The sequence below is a fragment of the Ruminiclostridium cellobioparum subsp. termitidis CT1112 genome (assembly GCF_000350485.1).
GTDB lineage: Bacteria > Bacillota > Clostridia > Acetivibrionales > DSM-1351 > Ruminiclostridium > Ruminiclostridium termitidis.
Map to the genome: position 1 here is coordinate 21155 of NZ_AORV01000015.1, position 18154 is coordinate 39308.

Genomic DNA, 18154 nt, shown 5'->3' on the forward strand with positions numbered 1-18154 from the left:
AAGATCACGAGGAAAATTTTAATTTTATTCAAACCTAAGCGCCTCTATGGGATTCAGCCTGGCAGCCTTATATGCCGGGAACAGTCCGAATATTATTCCTACTCCCAGCGATATCCCAAAGGAGAGCATCATCCAAAACGGTGAGTAAACAGGTGTGGTTATTTTCAGACCGCCTATTATGAAACGTATACAGAACAAGCCTATCAATATACCCAGCACCCCTCCTATTCCTGTTATCATAATGGCTTCTATGAGAAACTGTACCATTATGTTTTTCCTCTTGGCGCCTATGGCTTTCCTTATGCCAATTTCTCTGGTTCTTTCAGTAACAGAAACCAGCATTATATTCATTATTCCTATACCGCCCACAATCAATGAAATAGCAGCTATTCCCCCAAGCACTATCATAAGGGTATCGGTTATGGAATTGAGTGTGGATAACATTTGAGCCTGGTTTCTAACCGAAAAGGCATTGGAATTTCCGAATTTGTCGGTCAGATATGCAGTTAATTTCGCCATTGCCGGGTCAACAGTGGCGGAATCAGCCGCCTGTACCGTAAAGTTCGATATCCTGGCATTTCGCCCGAGTCTCTGGGCTACTGTAACCGGAATGATTACCTGGTCATCGTCGGAAGAATCCTGACCACCGTCTATTTCCTGCAGCAGCCCTACCACCTTGAATATCTGCCCGTTTATTTTTATTTGCTGTCCTATGGGGTTTTGTCCCTCAAACAGGTCGTTGGCCACAGCACTTCCAATCACCGCTGTTTTCAGTTTATAGTCATTATCAAAGGATAAAATGAACCGTCCCGACTGGACATGCCTGTTTCTTATGTATTCATAGTCTTCGTTTGATCCGATAACGGTGGTATCTCTGCTCTTACTTCCGGCTTTAAGTGTCATATTGCCATTGACAATGGGCGCAATCATGCTTATATCCCCGCTGTTTTCCTCTGCAAAGGTCTTTAGTTCTTCATAGGTTATATTCCTGTTGCTGCCCCTGCCCGTTATGTTTATGGTGATAATATTGCTTCCCAGACCTTCAATGGAATCTGTTATGCTCTTTGTGCTCCCCTGGGCAAATGCAACCGCTGTTATAACAGAGCCTACTCCGATTATGACACCCAGCATTGTAAGGAAGGATCGGACTTTGTTGCCGGCTATGCTTTTCAATGCCATCTTATAGGCCTGAAAAAACCCCATTTACACCGCCTCCTTATCTTCTGTGATCATCCCGTCCTGGATTCTTACTATTCTGCCGGCCTGCGCCGCAACATTGTTGTCGTGTGTTATGAGCACTATGGTATTCCCGTTCTCATGAAGCTGGTGCAGCGTTCTCATCACATCAGTTCCTGACTTGGAATCGAGATTTCCTGTTGGCTCGTCTGCCAGAATGAGAGGAGGGCTACTTACCAGCGCACGTGCAATGGCAACTCTCTGCTGCTGGCCTCCCGATAATTCGTTGGGAGTATGGTGGGTCCTGTCCCCCAGTCCCACCAATTCCAGAGCCTCTATGCTCTTTCTTACCCTTTCCTTATGTCCCACCCCCTGGTATATCAGAGGCAGCTCCACATTTTCAACAGCCGTAAGCTTTTTTAGCAAATTGAAGCCTTGAAATATAAACCCTATTTTATTATTTCTTATTTCGGCAAGCTGGTTGTCACTGAGTTTACTGACCTCATGCCCATCCAGATAATAACTTCCCGAGGTGGGCACATCCAGGCAGCCCAGCATATTCATCAGCGTGGACTTGCCTGAACCGGACGGACCCACAATTGCAACAAATTCGTGTTTCGCAATGTGCAGCGAGACATTGTTAAGTGCATAAACCGAGTTCTCACCCATCTCGTAGATTTTACACATATTTGTTATTTGAATCATTTTAACCCCCATGAGCCACAAATAGTTATGGAATTTGGTCTCTCCTCTACCGCTAAGCGGATAAAGGAGGTTAATTACCGCTGTCCCTGTGAACTTGACTGCCTGTTTGAGCCTCCGGAGGTTCTGTTGTTTTGTGTGCCTCCCGGATAGCCGCTGGCACCGCCTGCAGGCATTACTCTGGTCATGCCTCCTCCTCCGAAGCCTCCGCCCAAACCTCCCAGGCTAAAGCCGTTCTGCTGGGAATTTGTGCCGGTGGTGGAATTGGCAACAAGCGGCGGAAGTACAACCACATCACCTTCTGTCAATCCACTTTTGATTTCAACATATTCATCGTTATTCATACCAAGTTCAACAGCCTTCATAACAGTACCTGCATAATATTCCTGATTTGCAGCTAATGCACCTGTCATCTGCCTTCTTTCGGATGTACCGGCATTGTTCTGACTATTCCTGCCCTGGTTTGAATTGTCATTGTTTGAATCGGCCGTACCGGCAGCAGCCTTTCTGTCGGCTCCGCCGGTTGTTGCGCTGTTTCCGTTTCCATTTTGTCCCCAGTTGCCACGAATTTTTCCGTTCCCGGTTTGCTGCTGATTTGCTCCCTCTGTTCCAATTACTCTGACAAATGCCCTGTCACCCATTTTTGTCACTGCTTCAAGGGGTACCATGAGCGTATTTTCAGCCTGGCTTAATATTATGTTTGCGTTGGCATTCATTCCTGCCAGCAGACTTTCTGTTTCGTTTATCTTTATCTTGACGTCATATGTAGCAACACCGTTGGTAGAATTACCTTCCATCGCTTTATAGAAAACTTCCCCCGAGAGAGGTTTTTGTTTGGTTTCTTCAAGTGCGTCGATAGTAATCGAGACCTGCTGGCCTACCTTGACTTTTGAAATATCAAGTTCGTCCACCGATATGGTAAACTGCATTTGTTCAAAATCCCTTATGCTGATAAGGACATCTCCCGATTTTACACTGTCTCCTGCAACAGCCGTTTCCCCGGTCACTGTCCCGCCGATAGACGAATATATCTTATAGTCCTCCAGCTGTTTTTTCGCAGCCTCCAGCTGATTTTGAAGATCCTGGACCTTGAGATCATTTGTCTGAGCCGTAACCTCCAGATCATCATTTTCTATTCTGATCAAAACATCGCCTTTTTTAACATATTGATTCTCCTTGACGTTAACCGCTGCAAAAGTTCCATTTGAAGCCGCTTTCAGAGCCTGCTTGCTTGAATATTCAAACCTTGAAATCTCATTGCTTCTCTTGGCTCCGTCGGGGGTGGAAATTTCAACGCTGGCTGTGTTGGAATCGGTAATCCTTCCGGGATTTTTTACGGTAACTTCAACATTTCTGACTGTGCCTCCGTCTGAAGCTGTGTAAGTATAATCGTCTATGGAGGTTACTTCCCCCTCAACGGTATCAAATATCTCCTGAATGGAAACCTGGGCTTTTTGTCCGGTTTTGATGTCTTTAATGTCTGTTGTGCTTATGGGAACAGTTAATGTAAGCTTTGAAGTATCCGTTATTGTAAACAGTGTCATATTACTGCTTGCATTTTCCCCTGTTTTTGCTGCTATATCTGTGATCTTTCCATCAAAAGGCGCCGTAACGGTTAAATTTGAATAGCTTTTCTGGTTACTGCTGACACTTAATTGTGCCTGGCTTATTTGATTCTCTATCTTTTGAATGTTAAGCTTGGCATCGGTATCATCAATTTCAAAGAGTAAATCTCCGTTTTTTACTTTATCGCCTTCCTTAAAATAGGCTTTCGTGATTTTTCCCTGGACATTCGACATGACATCCGATGTGTTGGAAGATGTCACAGTTCCCGAACCCGACAGCGAGACTTCCATATTGCCTCTTACGACCTGGGTAGTCCTTTTGGCCGACGCCGAAGTACTGTTGGCCGCCCTGTACTTTGTAACATAAAAAAATCCTATGACTATTGAAATAATAACCAAAGCAACAATAGAAAGTGTTATGAATCTCTTTCTGTTCCACTTTATGCCTTTTTGCATGATTCCACCTCTTCAATTTGTTTTGTAATGAAATGGGTAATTATACCTTTGTACTAATAACAATAGTATTAAATTTTTATGTCAAACCTGTGTTTGAATTGTGAACAAAATGTAAAGTGTCTAAGTTAACGCTTTGTGCCGGTTGGTGATAAACTTTGCCGTTAGGAATTTATTGATTATACCGTTACTTTCGCACTAACTTAAATCAATGGTTGCACACAAAGCGCTTGCTTGAAATAGTACGGTGAAAAACAGCTCAAAAAAAGACCTGCTAGTATTTGAGCAAGCCTTTTAAAGTATCCTGTTTTAATTCTGTCTGTAATCAATGATCCTTTTGCTTTTCTTCTCACTTCTGGGAAGACTTCCAATTCCGCTGACTTCAGCTATGATATGAATTCCTATCCTCTTTTTGAACAGGTCGACTATATTGTATTCAATATCTTCACGCTCGGTATCCCCGTCGGAATTGTATTCCGCCTTTAAGGTCATGACATCCTTTCCGTTCACATGGTCGATAATGATCTGGTATTCACTGCTGACACCCTCAACTTCCCTGAGTATCTCGTCGATCTGACCGGGGTAGATATTCACTCCCTTGACCTTTACCATATCATCGGTACGGCCGACAATCCTGTCGATACGCGGATAGGAAAGCCCACAGGCACATTTACCTGGAATTATCCTGGTGAGGTCCCTGGTTCTGTACCTCAGCAGCGGAGCACCTTCTTTTCTCAAGGTAGTGATGACCAGCTCACCTACTTCTCCCTCCGGAAGTACTTCACCTGTAACTGAATCTATTATTTCAAAGTAAAGGAAATCATCGAAATAGTGCATTCCTTCATGGCAGTCACAATCTATTGCAATACCCGGACCATATATTTCGGTGAGGCCATATATGTCATATATTTCAATACCAAGTTCATTCCTGATGCGCTGCCTCATTTTTTCTCCCCAGCGTTCGGAACCTATGACACCTTTTTTCAGCTTAATTTCTGAACGAAGCCCTCTCTTTTCGACCTCCTCGGCCAAAACCAGAGCGTATGATGAGGTGCCGATTATTACGGTGGATTTAAGGTCCATCATCATCTGGAGCTGTTTGTCGGTATTTCCGGGTCCCATCGGCACCGCCATTGCACCCAGTTTTTCGCAGCCGGCCTGAAATCCTATGCCCGCAGTCCACAATCCATAGCCCGGTGTTATTTGAATCCGGTCCAAAGGGGTGATGCCGGCAATTTCAAAACATCTGGCCATCATTTCAGCCCAAGCGGCAACATCCTGTGCCGTATATGGAATTATAATGGGTTTTCCCGTGGTTCCCGAGGAAGAATGAATCCTGACAATCTTTTCATCCGGAACCGACTGCAGCCCCAGCGGGTATGCCTGCCTCAATTCCTCCTTTGTGGTAAAAGGGAGTTTTGCAATCATCTCCATGGAAGTGATTTCATTTACATCAATACCACTCTTTTGAAATTTTTCACTGTAAAAAGGACTGTTGGCAGATACGTTTACAAGCATTTCCTTAAAAAGCTCAAATTGACCCCGACTCATCTCGACTCATCTCTTCTTTCTATTATTTTTTATTTAATTATATAAATTTTCTCTTTATTTGTCCATTGAGGCTGTTAATTAAAATTTTGCTTTACCTTTAGTTTTTTTATGTCAACTGGTACTTCCGCACTAACTTCATAAAATAAGAGTGCACCCAAAAGAATTACGTAAATTGTATCGCCTCATTTAAATCGATTTTTGCCGTCGCTCAAACTCGACATCCTGTCTCGATTTGAAGCTCAAAGCAGCGTCCTGCTGCTTTGCCGGCAAAACCGCTTTACCTTCGTCGGCAATTTAACGTAATTCTTTTTAACCGTGTATCTTTTTTATGAAGTTGTCCTCGCGTACCAATTGATTTCAAATAGAGCTATCTGTAAAGTAAAACAAAATTTCAACATCACTACACGTTAATTCTTTTTGCGTTCATTGAGGCTGTTTATTAATAAACAAATACAGTTAAGAAGCTGATTTATATTACTCGAGTACAACACACATAACCAGGATGCTTAGTTGACTCTATAATTTGCCGTTAAATATGTTATGCATTTTATCGGTACGCGAGTACAACTTCAAGCAATGGATTTGCATGGTAAAAGTGCTTACTGAAATCCGTAGGTGAAAAACAAGTATTTTTGCCGGCAAATTGACACGAGGTCAATTTGAGCAGCAACCGAGACCTGGATGGTCGAGTCGCTGCGACGGCTTCAAAATACTTGTTTTGAACCCTACCATTTCAAGTAAGCGCTTTGTGTGCAATCCATTGCTTGAAGTTAGTACGGGAGTACCGGTATACCCAATAACACCTTTTACCGGTAAAGTTGAGCAACCATTTATATGTGTCTGTACCGAAGTATTATAAACTGCAAATTCCAACAACTGTTTTGTTTATTTAATAACCCCCGAAATGTTCTTTTCTTATCCTGCTGTAATAATCAACAACATTTCTTTCATATTCGCTTTCCATCAGCTCCGATGACAAAAGGAAATCAGCGGTGGACTGATTCATGGCCACAGGTATATCATAGAGAACGGCGATTCTCAGCAATGCCTTGACATCGGGGTCATGGGGCTGTGAAGTGAGCGGATCCCAGAAGAAAATCATAAAATCCACTTCACCGTTGGCTATACATGCACCAATTTGCTGATCTCCGCCCAGAGGTCCGCTCTTATAGCGTTTAACAGGCAAGCCTGTGTTTTCTGATATGAGCTGGGCGGTTGTTCCGGTTCCGCACAAAAACTGTCTGCCCAGAATATCCGCTTTGCTTTTTACCCAGTTGATCAAATCCTGTTTTCTGTTATCGTGTGCTACAAGCGCTATGTGCTTCTGCTTTCCCAATCTGTTTCCGCTCATAAATGTCTCCGTTTCCGACATGATAAATGCCTCAATTTTTAATGTGTTTATTATATCTTAAGAACAATTTGATTTTTCCTTTATGATACAGTCATACCCGAGTTTAAACGCTTTTTGATTTAATTCCCTGAATTTCTGAGGTACATTTTCAATAATAGCCTGTTCTATGGTTTCCCTGCTGAAAGGCATTTGGCCTGCTGCCGCAGCAGCACCCAGCAGAACAACATTTACAGCTTTAACGCTGCCCGCCTCATTTGCAATGGCATACCCGTCAATAAAATGAATACGCCCGACATTATCCCTTATATAATCGGTTATTTTATTGATATCATATTGTGATGTTCCCAGAGATGCCGAAACAGGCTTGATTATCTGTGTATTTACTATACAGCAGCCGCCTTTCTTCAGCCTCGGCAAGCTGCGGGCAGCCTCTGACAATTCAAAAGCTATAATCATGTCCGCGCTTGCCATGGGAATTATTGAACCGGCTTTTTCACTGCCAACCCTTACATGGCTTACCACGCAGCCCCCTCTCTGGGACATTCCGATGGTTTCGGAGGTTCTTGCAAAGCTTCCCTGCCCGATGGCCGCAGCCGCAATCAGACGGGATGCCAGTACGGTTCCCTGGCCTCCAACCCCGGCTATCAATATATCATACTTCTGATCGATGTTTGCTTTATTATCCATTTTGAGAACCTCCTATGGCATTAAAAGGACATACGTTTATGCATAAGCCGCAGCCGTAACAAAGCGAAGGCTCAATAACCACATTCCCGTCTGCGGTAGATATAGCCGGACACCCTATTTCAGTGATACATTTTTTGCATTTCCTGCAATTTTCCCCGACTGTATTTTTTACAACAGGCTTGAACAGTGCAATACATGGAGCTTCAAATATGATAACCGAAGGTCCTTTGAAGTCTGCCGCCTCTTTTATAAGTTCCACTGAATTTTTAAAGTCCAGGGGGTTTCCCCTGACTATGTGCTTGACACCGCAGGCCTTTACAACTCCATAAATATCAATTTTCTCGGATATGCTGTCCATCATTGTCCTGCCAATGCCCGGATGGGGCTGATGGCCTGTCATTGCTGTTGTGCTGTTGTCAAGTATAACTATAGTGATGTCTGTTTTGTTGTATACGGCATTTACAATTCCGGGAATCCCCGTGTGGAAAAAGGTCGAATCCCCTATAAAGGCAATACACTGTGTGCCGGGCTCTGTTCTCTTTATACCCTGTGCTACCGTGATGCCGGCTCCCATACATAAACAGGTATCCACCATTTCCAGCGGCTTTGCATTTCCAAGAGTATAACAGCCGATATCGCCGGTAAAAACCGCCTTCTGCCCCTTCATAGCCATCTTGACGGCATAGAAGGAAGCTCTGTGGGGACAGCCCGCACACAATACCGGCTGTCTTACAGGCAGTTCCGGCAAAGCCGCTTTTGGTGCAGCGTCGGTCTGTAGCCCGAGAAATTTGGCAAGTGCTTCATAAACCAACTCGAAAGTGTACTCTCCTGCGAAAGGAAGATTTCCTGATTTTTTCCCAAGTATTTTTGTGTTTTTGCCTGTTGAAGCACACAGCAAGCTAAGTTCCTCTTCCAAGACCGGATCAAGCTCTTCAAAAACCAGCACCTGCTCAAGCCCCGAAAGAAATTCCTCAGCCTTTGCCCCGGGAAGAGGATACGGTGTACCCACCTTGAATACCTTTACGCCGGCCTGAAGTCTGTCCAGTGCTTCAACCGCATAGGTATAGGCGACACCGGACGCAGCAATGCCCAGCTTTCCGTCTCCGCAGACTTTGTTGAAGTCCAGTCCGGAAAAAATCTCTCCCAGCTTGTGCTGCAGCTGTTCTATGTGAAGGTGCTTCCTATAGGCAAGGCTTGGGAATATGACCCATTTAGGATCCTTTACAAAACCCTCCGGCTTATGCTCTGCTCTACTGTCATCAATATCTATTGTCGCACAGGCATGACATACCCTGGTGGTTGGTCTTAGAAAGACCGGAAGTTCCACAAGCTCGGACAGTTCGAAGGCATACCGTACCATTTCAAAAGCTTCCTCCGGTGTTGCCGGATCAAGCACTGGAAGATTTGAAAACCTTGCAAAATGTCTGGTGTCCTGCTCTGTCTGAGAAGAAAAAGGGCCTGGATCATCTGCAACCAGAACAACCATTCCGCCCTTAACACCTATATATGCCAGACTCATCAGAGGGTCTGATGCTACATTCAGCCCTACCTGCTTCATGGTCACCATTGTTCTGGCTCCGCTGTAAGCCGCTCCTGCGGCAATTTCCATGGCGGACTTTTCATTGACCGACCATTCAACATATATGTCGCCCGGATTATTATGTGCTACCGTCTCCAACACTTCAGTGGAAGGTGTTCCGGGATATCCTGTAACTACATTGACTCCTGCTTTTATAGCTCCAAGGGCAATTGCTTCATTACCCATAAGTAATTTTTTTCCCATTTGACCTCCTAAGGCCTGAAAAAATGGCCTTAATATATAAATTAACCCGTTATTTATCAATACATATAAAATTTATTAACAGACATACTGTTAAAGAATATGTATGAATCTCTGTGTAAAAAATTATAACATAGATTTTATATATTTGGACAAAAAACTACATTGCCAATATCAAATAAATCTATAGTGTTTGTATGGAAAATTATATATAATATAACTATGGAAAATACATTCTGTATTTCAGGAGGATTTGTTATGAAAATGGTTGTTGCAATAGTGAAGCCTGAAGCCTTTGAGGATGTCAAGCAAGCCTTGTTTGATGCCGAGATACACAAAATGACCGTGAGCCATGTTAAAGGCTGCGGGCAGCAAATGGGTTATACCGAAAGTTACCGCGGTACAGTTACCGAGGTTAATCTTCTTAACAAGGTAAAATTTGAAATCTCAGTGAATGATGAATTTGTTAAGCCGACAATTGACGCAATAATGAAAGCTGCAAGAACCGGTAATATCGGTGACGGAAAAATATTTGTCCTCCCAATTGAAGAATGCTTTAGAATCAGAACCGGAGAAGAAGGTCATGATGCCATAGGCTGAGAATTACTATTAATGTAATAGAATACCAGAATTAGATGTGGCTGTTGCAAAACGTATATGCAAAGTATTTCATAGTGAGTGTCGTAAAATGAAAGTAAATTCATTTTACGACACTCACTTTTTATTGCCGGGAATGAAATACTTTCCACTTTCTCTGTGACAAAATTTAAAAATTTCTGTAACATTGTTAATACTTTTTCGCTGTTTACGTATTAACTATTGTAACATTAATATAAACTGCGCAGTTTATTGCATATTCTCAAGAAAAGGAGGAACAGATGGAAATTGCACATAACAATACCTATATTCATCAAAAAGATTCTTTAAATACAGTAACTACAGTAAAAAAAGATATTTCGTCAGACCAATTCGGCGTGATCTTTGATATGTACTATAAACGTGTATATAAATATATCTGCTTCAGAATAAATAATCAGCACATGGCGGAAGACTTGTGCAGTCAGGCTTTTGAAAAGGTTATTACCAGGTACGGTACATTCTCTCCTGAAAAATCAACTTTTGAAGTATGGCTGTTTGCAATTGTACGAAACATCGTTGCAGATTACCACCGTAAAAATAAGAAAGGGTTCCATCTTTCCCTGGATTCCATTTTGGATCTGGTTTCTCCGTGTCCGTCACCGGAGGATGGAATCATAACCGAAGAAGGAAACAAAAAGCTGTTTCTTGCGTTAAGGAAGCTCAGCGAAAAGGAAAGAAATATCATTTCAATGAAATTTGCTGCAAGCCTCAAAAATTCCGAAATTGCGGAATTAATGGGGATAAGCCATTCCAACGTCGGTGTAGTGCTGTACAGGAGTTTGAAAAAACTTCAGAAACTGTTGTATACAGGAGGTTATGAAAATGAGAAATAAGCATAATATCAATCAATTCAAAGAATTGTGCGGTTTACTTGAAAATATTGAAGTAAACGATGAATTGCACAAGGACAGGATTTTCAATCAAATAAAATTTAAAATGGAAACCGGTACATTACAGAAAAATTATATCGAGAAGGGTGAGTTTTATATGAAAAGAAATATTAAAAAAACAATAGCAATTGCTGCAGCCTTGGTTTGTTTGATCAGTGTTTTTTCAGTTACTTCGTATGGTCAGGGGATAATAAGGTCCATAGTGGGTCTCTTTCATGTGGGCAATATTACAATTACACAATATGATAAAGAACTGCCGGATGCATCAAATATCAAAAGTACCGATGATGGAGAACGCAGAACCGGAGTGCCGGAAAGTGCCACCATTGAAGAAGCCCGTGACGCTATGGGTATTGATTTTGCAGTACCTGCCTGGCTGCCGGAGGGCTACAAATACTCCAACAGCGTAATACACAGTAAAAACGGAGTTGAATTACAATATACAAAAGATAAAAATTTAATTTCTCTGCTGATCTCAAAAGGAGAGAACGGAATATCCACAACAGGAGATGTCAGAAAGAAAGCACTTGGCGGAACTACCGTATATTTTGCCAACGGAATAGTACTATGGGAAGGTCAGGACGGACTGACTTATGAAATGTATCAGATGACAGATAAGGACTTTGACCTGGATACTCTTGAAAAAATCATAGGAGCAATGTCTGCCGAACCCGGCAGCAATAGCAGCCTTTACCCAAAAAACTAAACATAAATAACACATAACAGCAAATTGCGGTTTATACTGTATAAAGTGCGCTTCCTTCAACAGGAAAGCGCACTTTATTTCTGAATTGCTTAAATCCATTTTGTTTAATCCTGTTACAGCTATCTATTTCTTGAAATAATCCCCTCTGATAATTATATCTGAAAGTTCCATACCCTGAAGGGCCAGTTTTTCATCACTTTCATCAGGATTTCCGACCAGGGTCCGGTCTCTCAAAACGGCATAGCTCTTGTTGGTTTTTAATAGATTCCTGCCCATTGCGGTATTGATGTAGTTGTCTTCGTCCACTCCCATCAAATATGCCAGTGTAGGCATGATATCCACCTGGCCTCCGACGGTACTGATTTCTTTCGGACTTATATTTTTATTATATAGTATCAGAGGCAGTAATTTATCATTATTCAACCACCAATCCTCCGTGTTTTTCATTGATTTGATTTCGTCGGGAAAATATTTATGTATTCCTTCATGATCACCTGTTATTGCTACAATAGTATTGTCCAGTATTCCGTCCTTGTCCAGCCTGTCCAGCAGCAGACCAATATGTTTGTCAGTATACCTGATGCACTGCAAATACCCGCCCAGCCTTGACCTGCCAAGCTCCCCCTCCAGATTGAGTTCTTTATACTGTTCGGGAAGCTCAAAGGGTGAATGGCTGGAAAGTGTAACCATGAAGGTAAAAAATGGCTGGCTTTGCTTTATGATCATTGGTTCGATCTGCTCAAAAAACAAACGGTCACTTATGCCCATGTTTATTTTCTCTGTTATGTTATAGCTGGTGGAGTCATAGCACCTGTCATAGCCCATGGAAGTCAAAGCAGGCTTCCAGTTCCAAAAGGCTCCATCCACAGGATGAAATGTCGAAGTATAATAACCTATCCCCTTTAATAGTTTAGGAAGGGAATTGTATTCTGTAAATGCATTATTTATAAAGGTTGTCCCAAGTTGAATCGGATATACCGAAGCGTTGACCATCAAATGGCTGTCGGAACTGTTTCCCCCTCCGACCTGTTCGTGGATCCCGCTGAAATAAAGACTGTTTTTTAACAGTTTATTCAGTGTGGGCGTAATTTCCTGACCGTTCACCTTCTGATTTACAACAAAGTTTTCCAGGGATTCAACCTGAATCAGAAGCAGGTTTTTCCCTTTAAACATACCCTTGTACTCATTATCGGGCAGTTTTTCATTCTTTTGCTCATACCAGGCTGAAATCCTGTCTCTGTCAGCCCCACTGAGGCTTAACGTACTTTTTTCGGTAAAAAAGTTATATGAACTGTAAATATTATAGCCTAACGGGGATAAGCTTCTTATGGTGGTTACGGGATTGAACCTGTTAAATATGGATGTAATGGGCAAGGGCTTGGCTGCCCGGTTATTAACCTGCGGGGCAATATATAAAACACCAAATACCGATACAAAAAGTATAAATACTGAAAACACTACATTCCTGCTTACATTTCTATATAAATTCTTTTTAGCAAAAAATGCAATCAGCAAAAATGGGATATCCAGAACAAATACCAGGTCAATTAAATGTATGAGCGGGAAAAAGCTGTTTATGGAATCCCCCAGATTACCTCCGGCCTTCAGCATGTGAAGTGTAGGCAAGGTATTAAAGCCTCTCAGATACCATAAATCCACCAGCAGCAGGAAGGATACCAGGAAATTCACAATGATTGAGACTAAAAATCTTCCCCTGTTTTTAAACAGGAAAATAACACATATACATGCCAGTGAAAAGGCCATATAGTAAACCGGACGGAATCTGTAGAGTTGAAACACCGCATTAAAGGCTTCTCTCATCAGGGGAAGCTGATGGGTTTGGTCGAATATAAGGCCTATTAACAGTACATTCTTCACAAATATGGACAGTAAAGTATATAACGGGATAAAGTCCTTCGGAATCAGATTTGTTAGAATATTTCTCAGAATATTTTTATTTTTAACCGGCCTGCCGGTGTTAAGATTTATTTCCATGGATTTCACTTCGCCCTCAAATAAAATATGCACAAAACCCATTGTAAACTTATGAGCCTTTATTGTAAAGACATTATAACGCATTCCCGAAAAACATACAAAAAGAATGTTTTATTTCTAACACTTAAGCTGCACATAACAATATGACACTCAATATTATGTTAATATAGGATAATTCGGAGGCTTAATAATGCTATACTATCAGAATCCTTTTGACCAGCCTTACAGAGTCGTATACAGGATTACAATAAATACCCGGACTCACACGCTTACTTTATTCAGAGATAATAATGTTTTTAGAACATATCCCGTTGCAGTTGGAAAATCTTCCACTCCAACCCCCAGAGGAACCTTCAGGATAATTAACCGGGTCGTAAATCCCGGAGGCCCGTTTGGAGTGAGATGGCTTGGTTTGAATGTGCCCAACGGAGACTATGGTATCCATGGAACAAATAACCCTTCTTCAATTGGCAAAAATATTTCAAACGGCTGTATAAGAATGTATAATAACAACGTGATTGAATTGAGCAATCTTGTTTCAATCGGTACGGTTGTTAATATAATATAATTGGATTAACTTTAAAAAACTTAAGTTCATGATTTTTCATTTGCCTTAACGATTTCAACGTTAGTTTCTGATTTCTAAACTATTTTCGTTGTCCAGTTTTCCACATTCCATACTTCAGTTACCCAATCCTCATAAAATTCGGGTTCGTGGCATACCAGAAGAATCGTACCCTTGAATTCCTTTAAAGCACGTTTGAGCTCATCTTTTGCATCCACGTCAAGGTGATTTGTAGGCTCATCGAGTATGAGCCAGTTCACATCCTTCAGCATAAGCTTGCACAGACGCACTTTTGCATTTTCACCGCCGCTCAAAACCATCATCTGGCTGGTGATGTGCTCGGTGGTCAGGCCGCATTTGGCCAGCGCACCCCGCACCTCCGCGTTTGACATGCCCGGATAGTCATTCCATACCTCATCCAGTGCCGTATTTGAATTATACCTCTCCGACTCCTGCTCAAAATACCCGGAATACAGGTAATCATCCAGTCTTACTTCACCGGCAAAAGGTTTCTGAATCCCCAGCAGCGTTTTTAACAAAGTGGATTTGCCCAAACCGTTGACGCCTTTTATTGCCACCTTTTGCCCACGTTCGAGAGATATGTTCAAAGTGCCGGTGAGGGCGGATTCATATCCAATTACAAGGTTATGTGTCTGGAATACATACCGTCCGGGAGCCCTGGCTTCTCTGAACTTGAATACAGGCTTTACCTTCTCCTTCACCTTCTCGATGATCTCCATTTTGTCCAGTTTCTTCTGTCTGCTCTTGGCCATGTTTGTGGTGGCAACTCTCGCCTTGTTCCTGGCAATGAAGTCCTCAAGCTTTTCTATTTCTTTCTGCTGTTTTTCATAGGCCTGCATGGTCTGCTGCTTTGACAGCTGATACATCCTCTGGAATTCGTCGTAATTTCCTGAATATCTTGTGAGCACTGCATTTTCAACGTGGTAAATTACGTTTACAACGTCGTTAAGGAACGGGATATCATGGGATACAAGTATAAACGCATTTTCATATTCCTTCAGATAGTTTTTAAGCCAGTTTATATGATTTTCATCCAGGAAGTTGGTAGGCTCGTCCAGAATCAGTATCATGGGATTTTGCAGCAGCAGCTTGGTCAGCAGAACCTTGGCCCTCTGACCTCCGCTGAGATTTCCCACATCGTTTTCAAGACCTATGTCTCCCAGGCCGAGACCATTTGCCACCTCTTCTATCTTGGAGTCCAGAATGTAGAAGCCGTTGTGTTCAAGCACATTCTGAATGTCTCCTACATCCTCCATCATGGCATTTATTTCACTTTCGGGAACATCCCCCATTTTTTCATACAACTCAAGCATTTCCCTTTCCAGATCAAACATGTATTGAAAGGCTTCTCTCAATGCCTCCCGGATGGTTTTACCCGGCGTCAGCACAGTGTGCTGGTCCAGATATCCGGTGGTTATTCTGTTGCACCATTCGACCCTGCCTTCGTCAGGCATAAGTTTCCCCGTTATAATATTTAAAAAGGTTGATTTACCTTCCCCATTTGCCCCTACAAGCCCCACATGCTCTCCCTTCAGAAGTCTGAAAGAGGCATCTTCCAGGATTTTTCTGGCTCCGAAGCCATGGCTTACGTTTTCTACGGTCAATATACTCATTTATTTGCCTCCGCAATATATACAAATGATTAGTTGTTTTTAGACAAAATCTTATCAGAATCAAATAGGACATATTTAATCATCAAATAGTATAATGTATAAGCCGTAACAATGTCAAAAGAAAAGTGAACGTTGACAATACATTTCACATGTAATAAAATTATTACATGTGAAATGTATTTATTTCTTAGCATATTTACTATTTATATTAAAATGAAATTATTTATCTGGAGGTAGTCCAATGGCAAGTTTTCTATTGTTGATAATTGCTGCTGTAGTTTTTCTGACTATAATTGCCGCAGCAATCGTTATTGTTGTGGTAGTTACAAGATCAAAAACTCAAAATCAACTGAACGATTTAAATGCCTATAAATCTATGGCCAATAATTTAACGCTGTCCAACCAGGAAGTGCGGGAAGAGCTGGCAGAATTAAAAGAAAAGATAAATTCCATAGAAAAGCTGCTTAAGGAAGTTGAATAAGATGTCATCGGCCAGTGAATCCACAGGTACTTCCGGCAATGATTTGATTAAAGTTTTTGAATCTCTGTCCCACCCATTAAGAATCAAAATTATGGGTATTTTATTTCAGAACAGGCAGTATGTAAGCGAGCTTGCCAGAACGGTCAATATCAGCAGGCCTCTTCTCTACATGCACTTGCGCAAGTTGGAGGCAGCAAATTTAATAAGAGGAAATCATGAAATTTCAGAAGACGGTAAGGCAATGAAATATTATGAAATAAGTAATTTTGACATGCACATTACCCCCGGATTACTGTCCGAAATTGCCCAAAGTGTGACAATTACTCAAGAGAGTAAAACTTAAATTCCTGAATATAAAAAAATTAAAGCCAGCTAATCCTGACTGGGATTAAACTGGCTCTTTTTCTGGAATTAGACTAACAGTTAACCTCTTGATCTTTTGATCTACATTTATTCAGGTGTATTGGTCTCTGCGGGTTTAACCTCCTGCGCTATTGCCGGATTCTTTTTCAGCAGATCCAGTACATTCATTCCTGTCAAAGCTTCAACTGTCTCGGGGAGTTGAGATATGATATCGGTGACATAACCGGAAACCTTGGCAGCACCTTTGGCCTCTCCACCATTACCATTATCAACAATAACAATCTTTTCAGTTTTTGCAAGAGGACTTGCAATAGCCTGCGCAATATCAGGCAATTTCTCAATGATCATCTGGGTTACGGCTGCATCATTGTACATCTTGAAGGCTTCTGCCTTCTTTGCCATAGCAACGGCCTCAGCTTCACCCTTTGCTCTGATGATTTCAACCTCTGCCATACCTTCGGCCCTCTTTGCCTTTGCTTTGGCTTCACCTTCCATTTCTATAGCCTTCGCTCTTGCTTCGGCAGATGCAACTTCCCTGTACTTGCTGGCGTCAGCTACCTTTGCAGCCTGATAGTTTTCAGCATCAGCCTGTTTCTTTATAGTGGCTTCCAGTTCTTTTTCCCTTCTGAGTGCTTCCTGTTCGGCAAGTTCTATTTCCTTCTGCTTCTGGATTATTTGAACCTGCATGGCTGTTTCAGCAACCTGCTGCTTCACTATGTTTGATTTGATATCATATGCCAGATCGGCATCTGCTTTAGCAGTCTGCTGATCCTTGTTATAGGACTGAACCTTCAGTTCCTTCTCTTTTATTGCTTCGGCTATCTGGGTTTCAGCCTGGATTCTTGCAGCCTCACCTTCTTTGTTAGCTTCGGCAGTTTTAATTTTAGTCTCTTTTGTTGCGTTTGCTTCGGCTATCTGTGCATCTCTTTTTACTTCGGCGATCCTTGGTTTTCCGAGGGCTTCCAAATATCCGTTCTTATCAGATATATCCTTGATTGTCAAAACCTTGAGCTCAAGACCCATATTCTGCAATTCGGTTGCTGCAACCCCCTGAACATGTGATGCAAAGGTTTCCCTGTCCTTATATATCTCTTCAACTGTCATTCTTGAAACAATTTCACGCAGTTTACCTTCAAGTACCTGCTGAGTGGTTTTAGCGATAATACCCAACATGTAATCCAGGCCCTTTGAGGTATTGAACTGTTCAGCAGCCGACAGGATGGAGTCCTTATCCGACTTGACTTTTACAACTGCCACACCGTCAGCAACTATACCAACACCCTGTGAGGTTAATGCACCGTCAATTCTGATATCAATCTGCATATTTTCCAGAGATATGACATCAGTTCTTTCCAGCATGGGGATTACAACTCCGCCTCCGCCTGTAATGACTCTTCTGCCTCTAAAACCTGTAACAACCAATGCCTTGTCCTGTGGCACCTTCTTGTACATTGAAATAAATGTAAACAGTAAAATAAAGAGAACCACAATTATCAATGCTGGTATTAAATATACTGAATAATCCATTTTTGACACTCCTTTTGTTTATTTATATATTAACTCTCTCACAGACACTATAATACACCGTTATTATGGATTCATTTTCGTACTGCCGA

At 41.9% G+C, this 18154-nt stretch carries 16 protein-coding genes; 6 read left to right on the forward strand and 10 right to left on the reverse strand.

The window, feature by feature from the left end:
• Nucleotides 1–24 precede the first annotated feature (24 nt).
• The 7 genes from CTER_RS02395 to iorA form a co-directional block, all read right to left on the reverse strand.
• The gene (locus CTER_RS02395; protein WP_004623610.1) at nucleotides 25–1203 is read right to left on the reverse strand and encodes an ABC transporter permease; all 1179 of its coding nucleotides are present in this window, start codon (nucleotides 1201–1203) and stop codon (nucleotides 25–27) included.
• A complete protein-coding gene (locus CTER_RS02400; RefSeq protein WP_004623582.1) occupies nucleotides 1204–1881 on the reverse strand; it encodes an ABC transporter ATP-binding protein in 678 nt (225 codons plus the stop codon).
• Between the two features lie 74 nt (nucleotides 1882–1955).
• Nucleotides 1956–3899 (reverse strand): efflux RND transporter periplasmic adaptor subunit, encoded by a 1944-nt coding sequence (locus CTER_RS02405; RefSeq protein WP_004623574.1) that lies wholly within the window; start codon nucleotides 3897–3899, stop codon nucleotides 1956–1958.
• A 306-nt stretch (nucleotides 3900–4205) separates the two neighbouring features.
• Complete coding sequence (locus CTER_RS02410; RefSeq protein ID WP_004623472.1) at nucleotides 4206–5447, reverse strand: phenylacetate--CoA ligase family protein; 1242 nt, start codon at nucleotides 5445–5447, stop codon at nucleotides 4206–4208.
• Nucleotides 5448–6336: 889 nt separating this feature from the next.
• Nucleotides 6337–6798, reverse strand: a complete 462-nt coding sequence (locus CTER_RS02415; RefSeq protein WP_027628178.1) for a methylglyoxal synthase — start codon at nucleotides 6796–6798, stop codon at nucleotides 6337–6339.
• Nucleotides 6799–6855: 57 nt separating this feature from the next.
• Nucleotides 6856–7485 (reverse strand): indolepyruvate oxidoreductase subunit beta, encoded by a 630-nt coding sequence (locus tag CTER_RS02420; protein ID WP_004623566.1) that lies wholly within the window; start codon nucleotides 7483–7485, stop codon nucleotides 6856–6858.
• Nucleotides 7478–9268, reverse strand: coding sequence for an indolepyruvate ferredoxin oxidoreductase subunit alpha (gene iorA / locus CTER_RS02425; protein WP_004623571.1), 1791 nt, complete (start codon nucleotides 9266–9268; stop codon nucleotides 7478–7480). The genes CTER_RS02420 and iorA overlap by 8 nt, the downstream gene beginning before the upstream one ends.
• 255 nt (nucleotides 9269–9523) lie before the next feature.
• Here iorA and CTER_RS02430 point away from each other — a divergent pair, with 255 nt between their 5' ends.
• From CTER_RS02430 to CTER_RS02440, 3 genes are all read left to right on the forward strand, one after another.
• Complete coding sequence (locus CTER_RS02430) at nucleotides 9524–9865, forward strand: P-II family nitrogen regulator (protein WP_004623500.1); 342 nt, start codon at nucleotides 9524–9526, stop codon at nucleotides 9863–9865.
• Nucleotides 9866–10143: 278 nt separating this feature from the next.
• Nucleotides 10144–10737 (forward strand): sigma-70 family RNA polymerase sigma factor, encoded by a 594-nt coding sequence (locus CTER_RS02435; protein ID WP_004623607.1) that lies wholly within the window; start codon nucleotides 10144–10146, stop codon nucleotides 10735–10737.
• On the forward strand, nucleotides 10727–11500 hold the full coding sequence (locus tag CTER_RS02440) for a hypothetical protein (protein WP_004623573.1): 774 nt from the start codon (nucleotides 10727–10729) through the stop codon (nucleotides 11498–11500). Before CTER_RS02435 ends, CTER_RS02440 begins: the two co-directional genes overlap by 11 nt.
• Before the next feature lie 123 nt (nucleotides 11501–11623).
• On the opposite strand, the gene CTER_RS02445 is transcribed toward CTER_RS02440, so the two are convergent.
• Entirely contained in the window at nucleotides 11624–13495 is a 1872-nt protein-coding gene (locus CTER_RS02445; RefSeq protein ID WP_040760092.1) for an LTA synthase family protein, read from the reverse strand.
• A 190-nt stretch (nucleotides 13496–13685) separates the two neighbouring features.
• Between CTER_RS02445 and CTER_RS02450 the strand changes: the two genes are divergently transcribed.
• Nucleotides 13686–14063: a L,D-transpeptidase gene (locus tag CTER_RS02450; protein WP_004623565.1), complete on the forward strand. Its 378-nt coding sequence runs from the start codon at nucleotides 13686–13688 to the stop codon at nucleotides 14061–14063.
• Nucleotides 14064–14137: 74 nt separating this feature from the next.
• Here CTER_RS02450 and CTER_RS02455 read toward each other — a convergent pair whose 3' ends face one another.
• Nucleotides 14138–15694, reverse strand: a complete 1557-nt coding sequence (locus CTER_RS02455; RefSeq protein ID WP_004623583.1) for an ABC-F family ATP-binding cassette domain-containing protein — start codon at nucleotides 15692–15694, stop codon at nucleotides 14138–14140.
• Nucleotides 15695–15935: 241 nt separating this feature from the next.
• Between CTER_RS02455 and CTER_RS02460 the strand changes: the two genes are divergently transcribed.
• Both CTER_RS02460 and CTER_RS02465 read left to right on the forward strand, forming a co-directional pair.
• Nucleotides 15936–16175: a hypothetical protein gene (locus tag CTER_RS02460; RefSeq protein ID WP_004623599.1), complete on the forward strand. Its 240-nt coding sequence runs from the start codon at nucleotides 15936–15938 to the stop codon at nucleotides 16173–16175.
• 1 nt (nucleotide 16176) lies between these two features.
• On the forward strand, nucleotides 16177–16518 hold the full coding sequence (locus CTER_RS02465) for an ArsR/SmtB family transcription factor (protein ID WP_004623538.1): 342 nt from the start codon (nucleotides 16177–16179) through the stop codon (nucleotides 16516–16518).
• Nucleotides 16519–16625: 107 nt separating this feature from the next.
• On the opposite strand, the gene CTER_RS02470 is transcribed toward CTER_RS02465, so the two are convergent.
• Nucleotides 16626–18065 (reverse strand): flotillin family protein, encoded by a 1440-nt coding sequence (locus CTER_RS02470; protein ID WP_004623461.1) that lies wholly within the window; start codon nucleotides 18063–18065, stop codon nucleotides 16626–16628.
• Nucleotides 18066–18154: the final 89 nt, after the last annotated feature.

What these genes read in the sequence shown, in the direction of transcription:
- iorA (WP_004623571.1), bottom strand. Translation starts at nt 9,268, where the DNA reads ATGGGAAAAAAATTACTTATGGGTAATGAAGCAATTGCCCTTGGAGCT.
- CTER_RS02440 (WP_004623573.1), top strand. Translation starts at nt 10,727, where the DNA reads ATGAGAAATAAGCATAATATCAATCAATTCAAAGAATTGTGCGGTTTA.
- CTER_RS02400 (WP_004623582.1), bottom strand. Translation starts at nt 1,881, where the DNA reads ATGATTCAAATAACAAATATGTGTAAAATCTACGAGATGGGTGAGAAC.
- CTER_RS02465 (WP_004623538.1), top strand. Translation starts at nt 16,177, where the DNA reads ATGTCATCGGCCAGTGAATCCACAGGTACTTCCGGCAATGATTTGATT.
- CTER_RS02415 (WP_027628178.1), bottom strand. Translation starts at nt 6,798, where the DNA reads ATGAGCGGAAACAGATTGGGAAAGCAGAAGCACATAGCGCTTGTAGCA.
- CTER_RS02445 (WP_040760092.1), bottom strand. Translation starts at nt 13,495, where the DNA reads ATGGAAATAAATCTTAACACCGGCAGGCCGGTTAAAAATAAAAATATT.
- CTER_RS02410 (WP_004623472.1), bottom strand. Translation starts at nt 5,447, where the DNA reads ATGAGTCGGGGTCAATTTGAGCTTTTTAAGGAAATGCTTGTAAACGTA.
- CTER_RS02455 (WP_004623583.1), bottom strand. Translation starts at nt 15,694, where the DNA reads ATGAGTATATTGACCGTAGAAAACGTAAGCCATGGCTTCGGAGCCAGA.
- CTER_RS02420 (WP_004623566.1), bottom strand. Translation starts at nt 7,485, where the DNA reads ATGGATAATAAAGCAAACATCGATCAGAAGTATGATATATTGATAGCC.
- CTER_RS02470 (WP_004623461.1), bottom strand. Translation starts at nt 18,065, where the DNA reads ATGGATTATTCAGTATATTTAATACCAGCATTGATAATTGTGGTTCTC.
- CTER_RS02435 (WP_004623607.1), top strand. Translation starts at nt 10,144, where the DNA reads ATGGAAATTGCACATAACAATACCTATATTCATCAAAAAGATTCTTTA.
- CTER_RS02405 (WP_004623574.1), bottom strand. Translation starts at nt 3,899, where the DNA reads ATGCAAAAAGGCATAAAGTGGAACAGAAAGAGATTCATAACACTTTCT.
- CTER_RS02450 (WP_004623565.1), top strand. Translation starts at nt 13,686, where the DNA reads ATGCTATACTATCAGAATCCTTTTGACCAGCCTTACAGAGTCGTATAC.
- CTER_RS02395 (WP_004623610.1), bottom strand. Translation starts at nt 1,203, where the DNA reads ATGGGGTTTTTTCAGGCCTATAAGATGGCATTGAAAAGCATAGCCGGC.
- CTER_RS02460 (WP_004623599.1), top strand. Translation starts at nt 15,936, where the DNA reads ATGGCAAGTTTTCTATTGTTGATAATTGCTGCTGTAGTTTTTCTGACT.
- CTER_RS02430 (WP_004623500.1), top strand. Translation starts at nt 9,524, where the DNA reads ATGAAAATGGTTGTTGCAATAGTGAAGCCTGAAGCCTTTGAGGATGTC.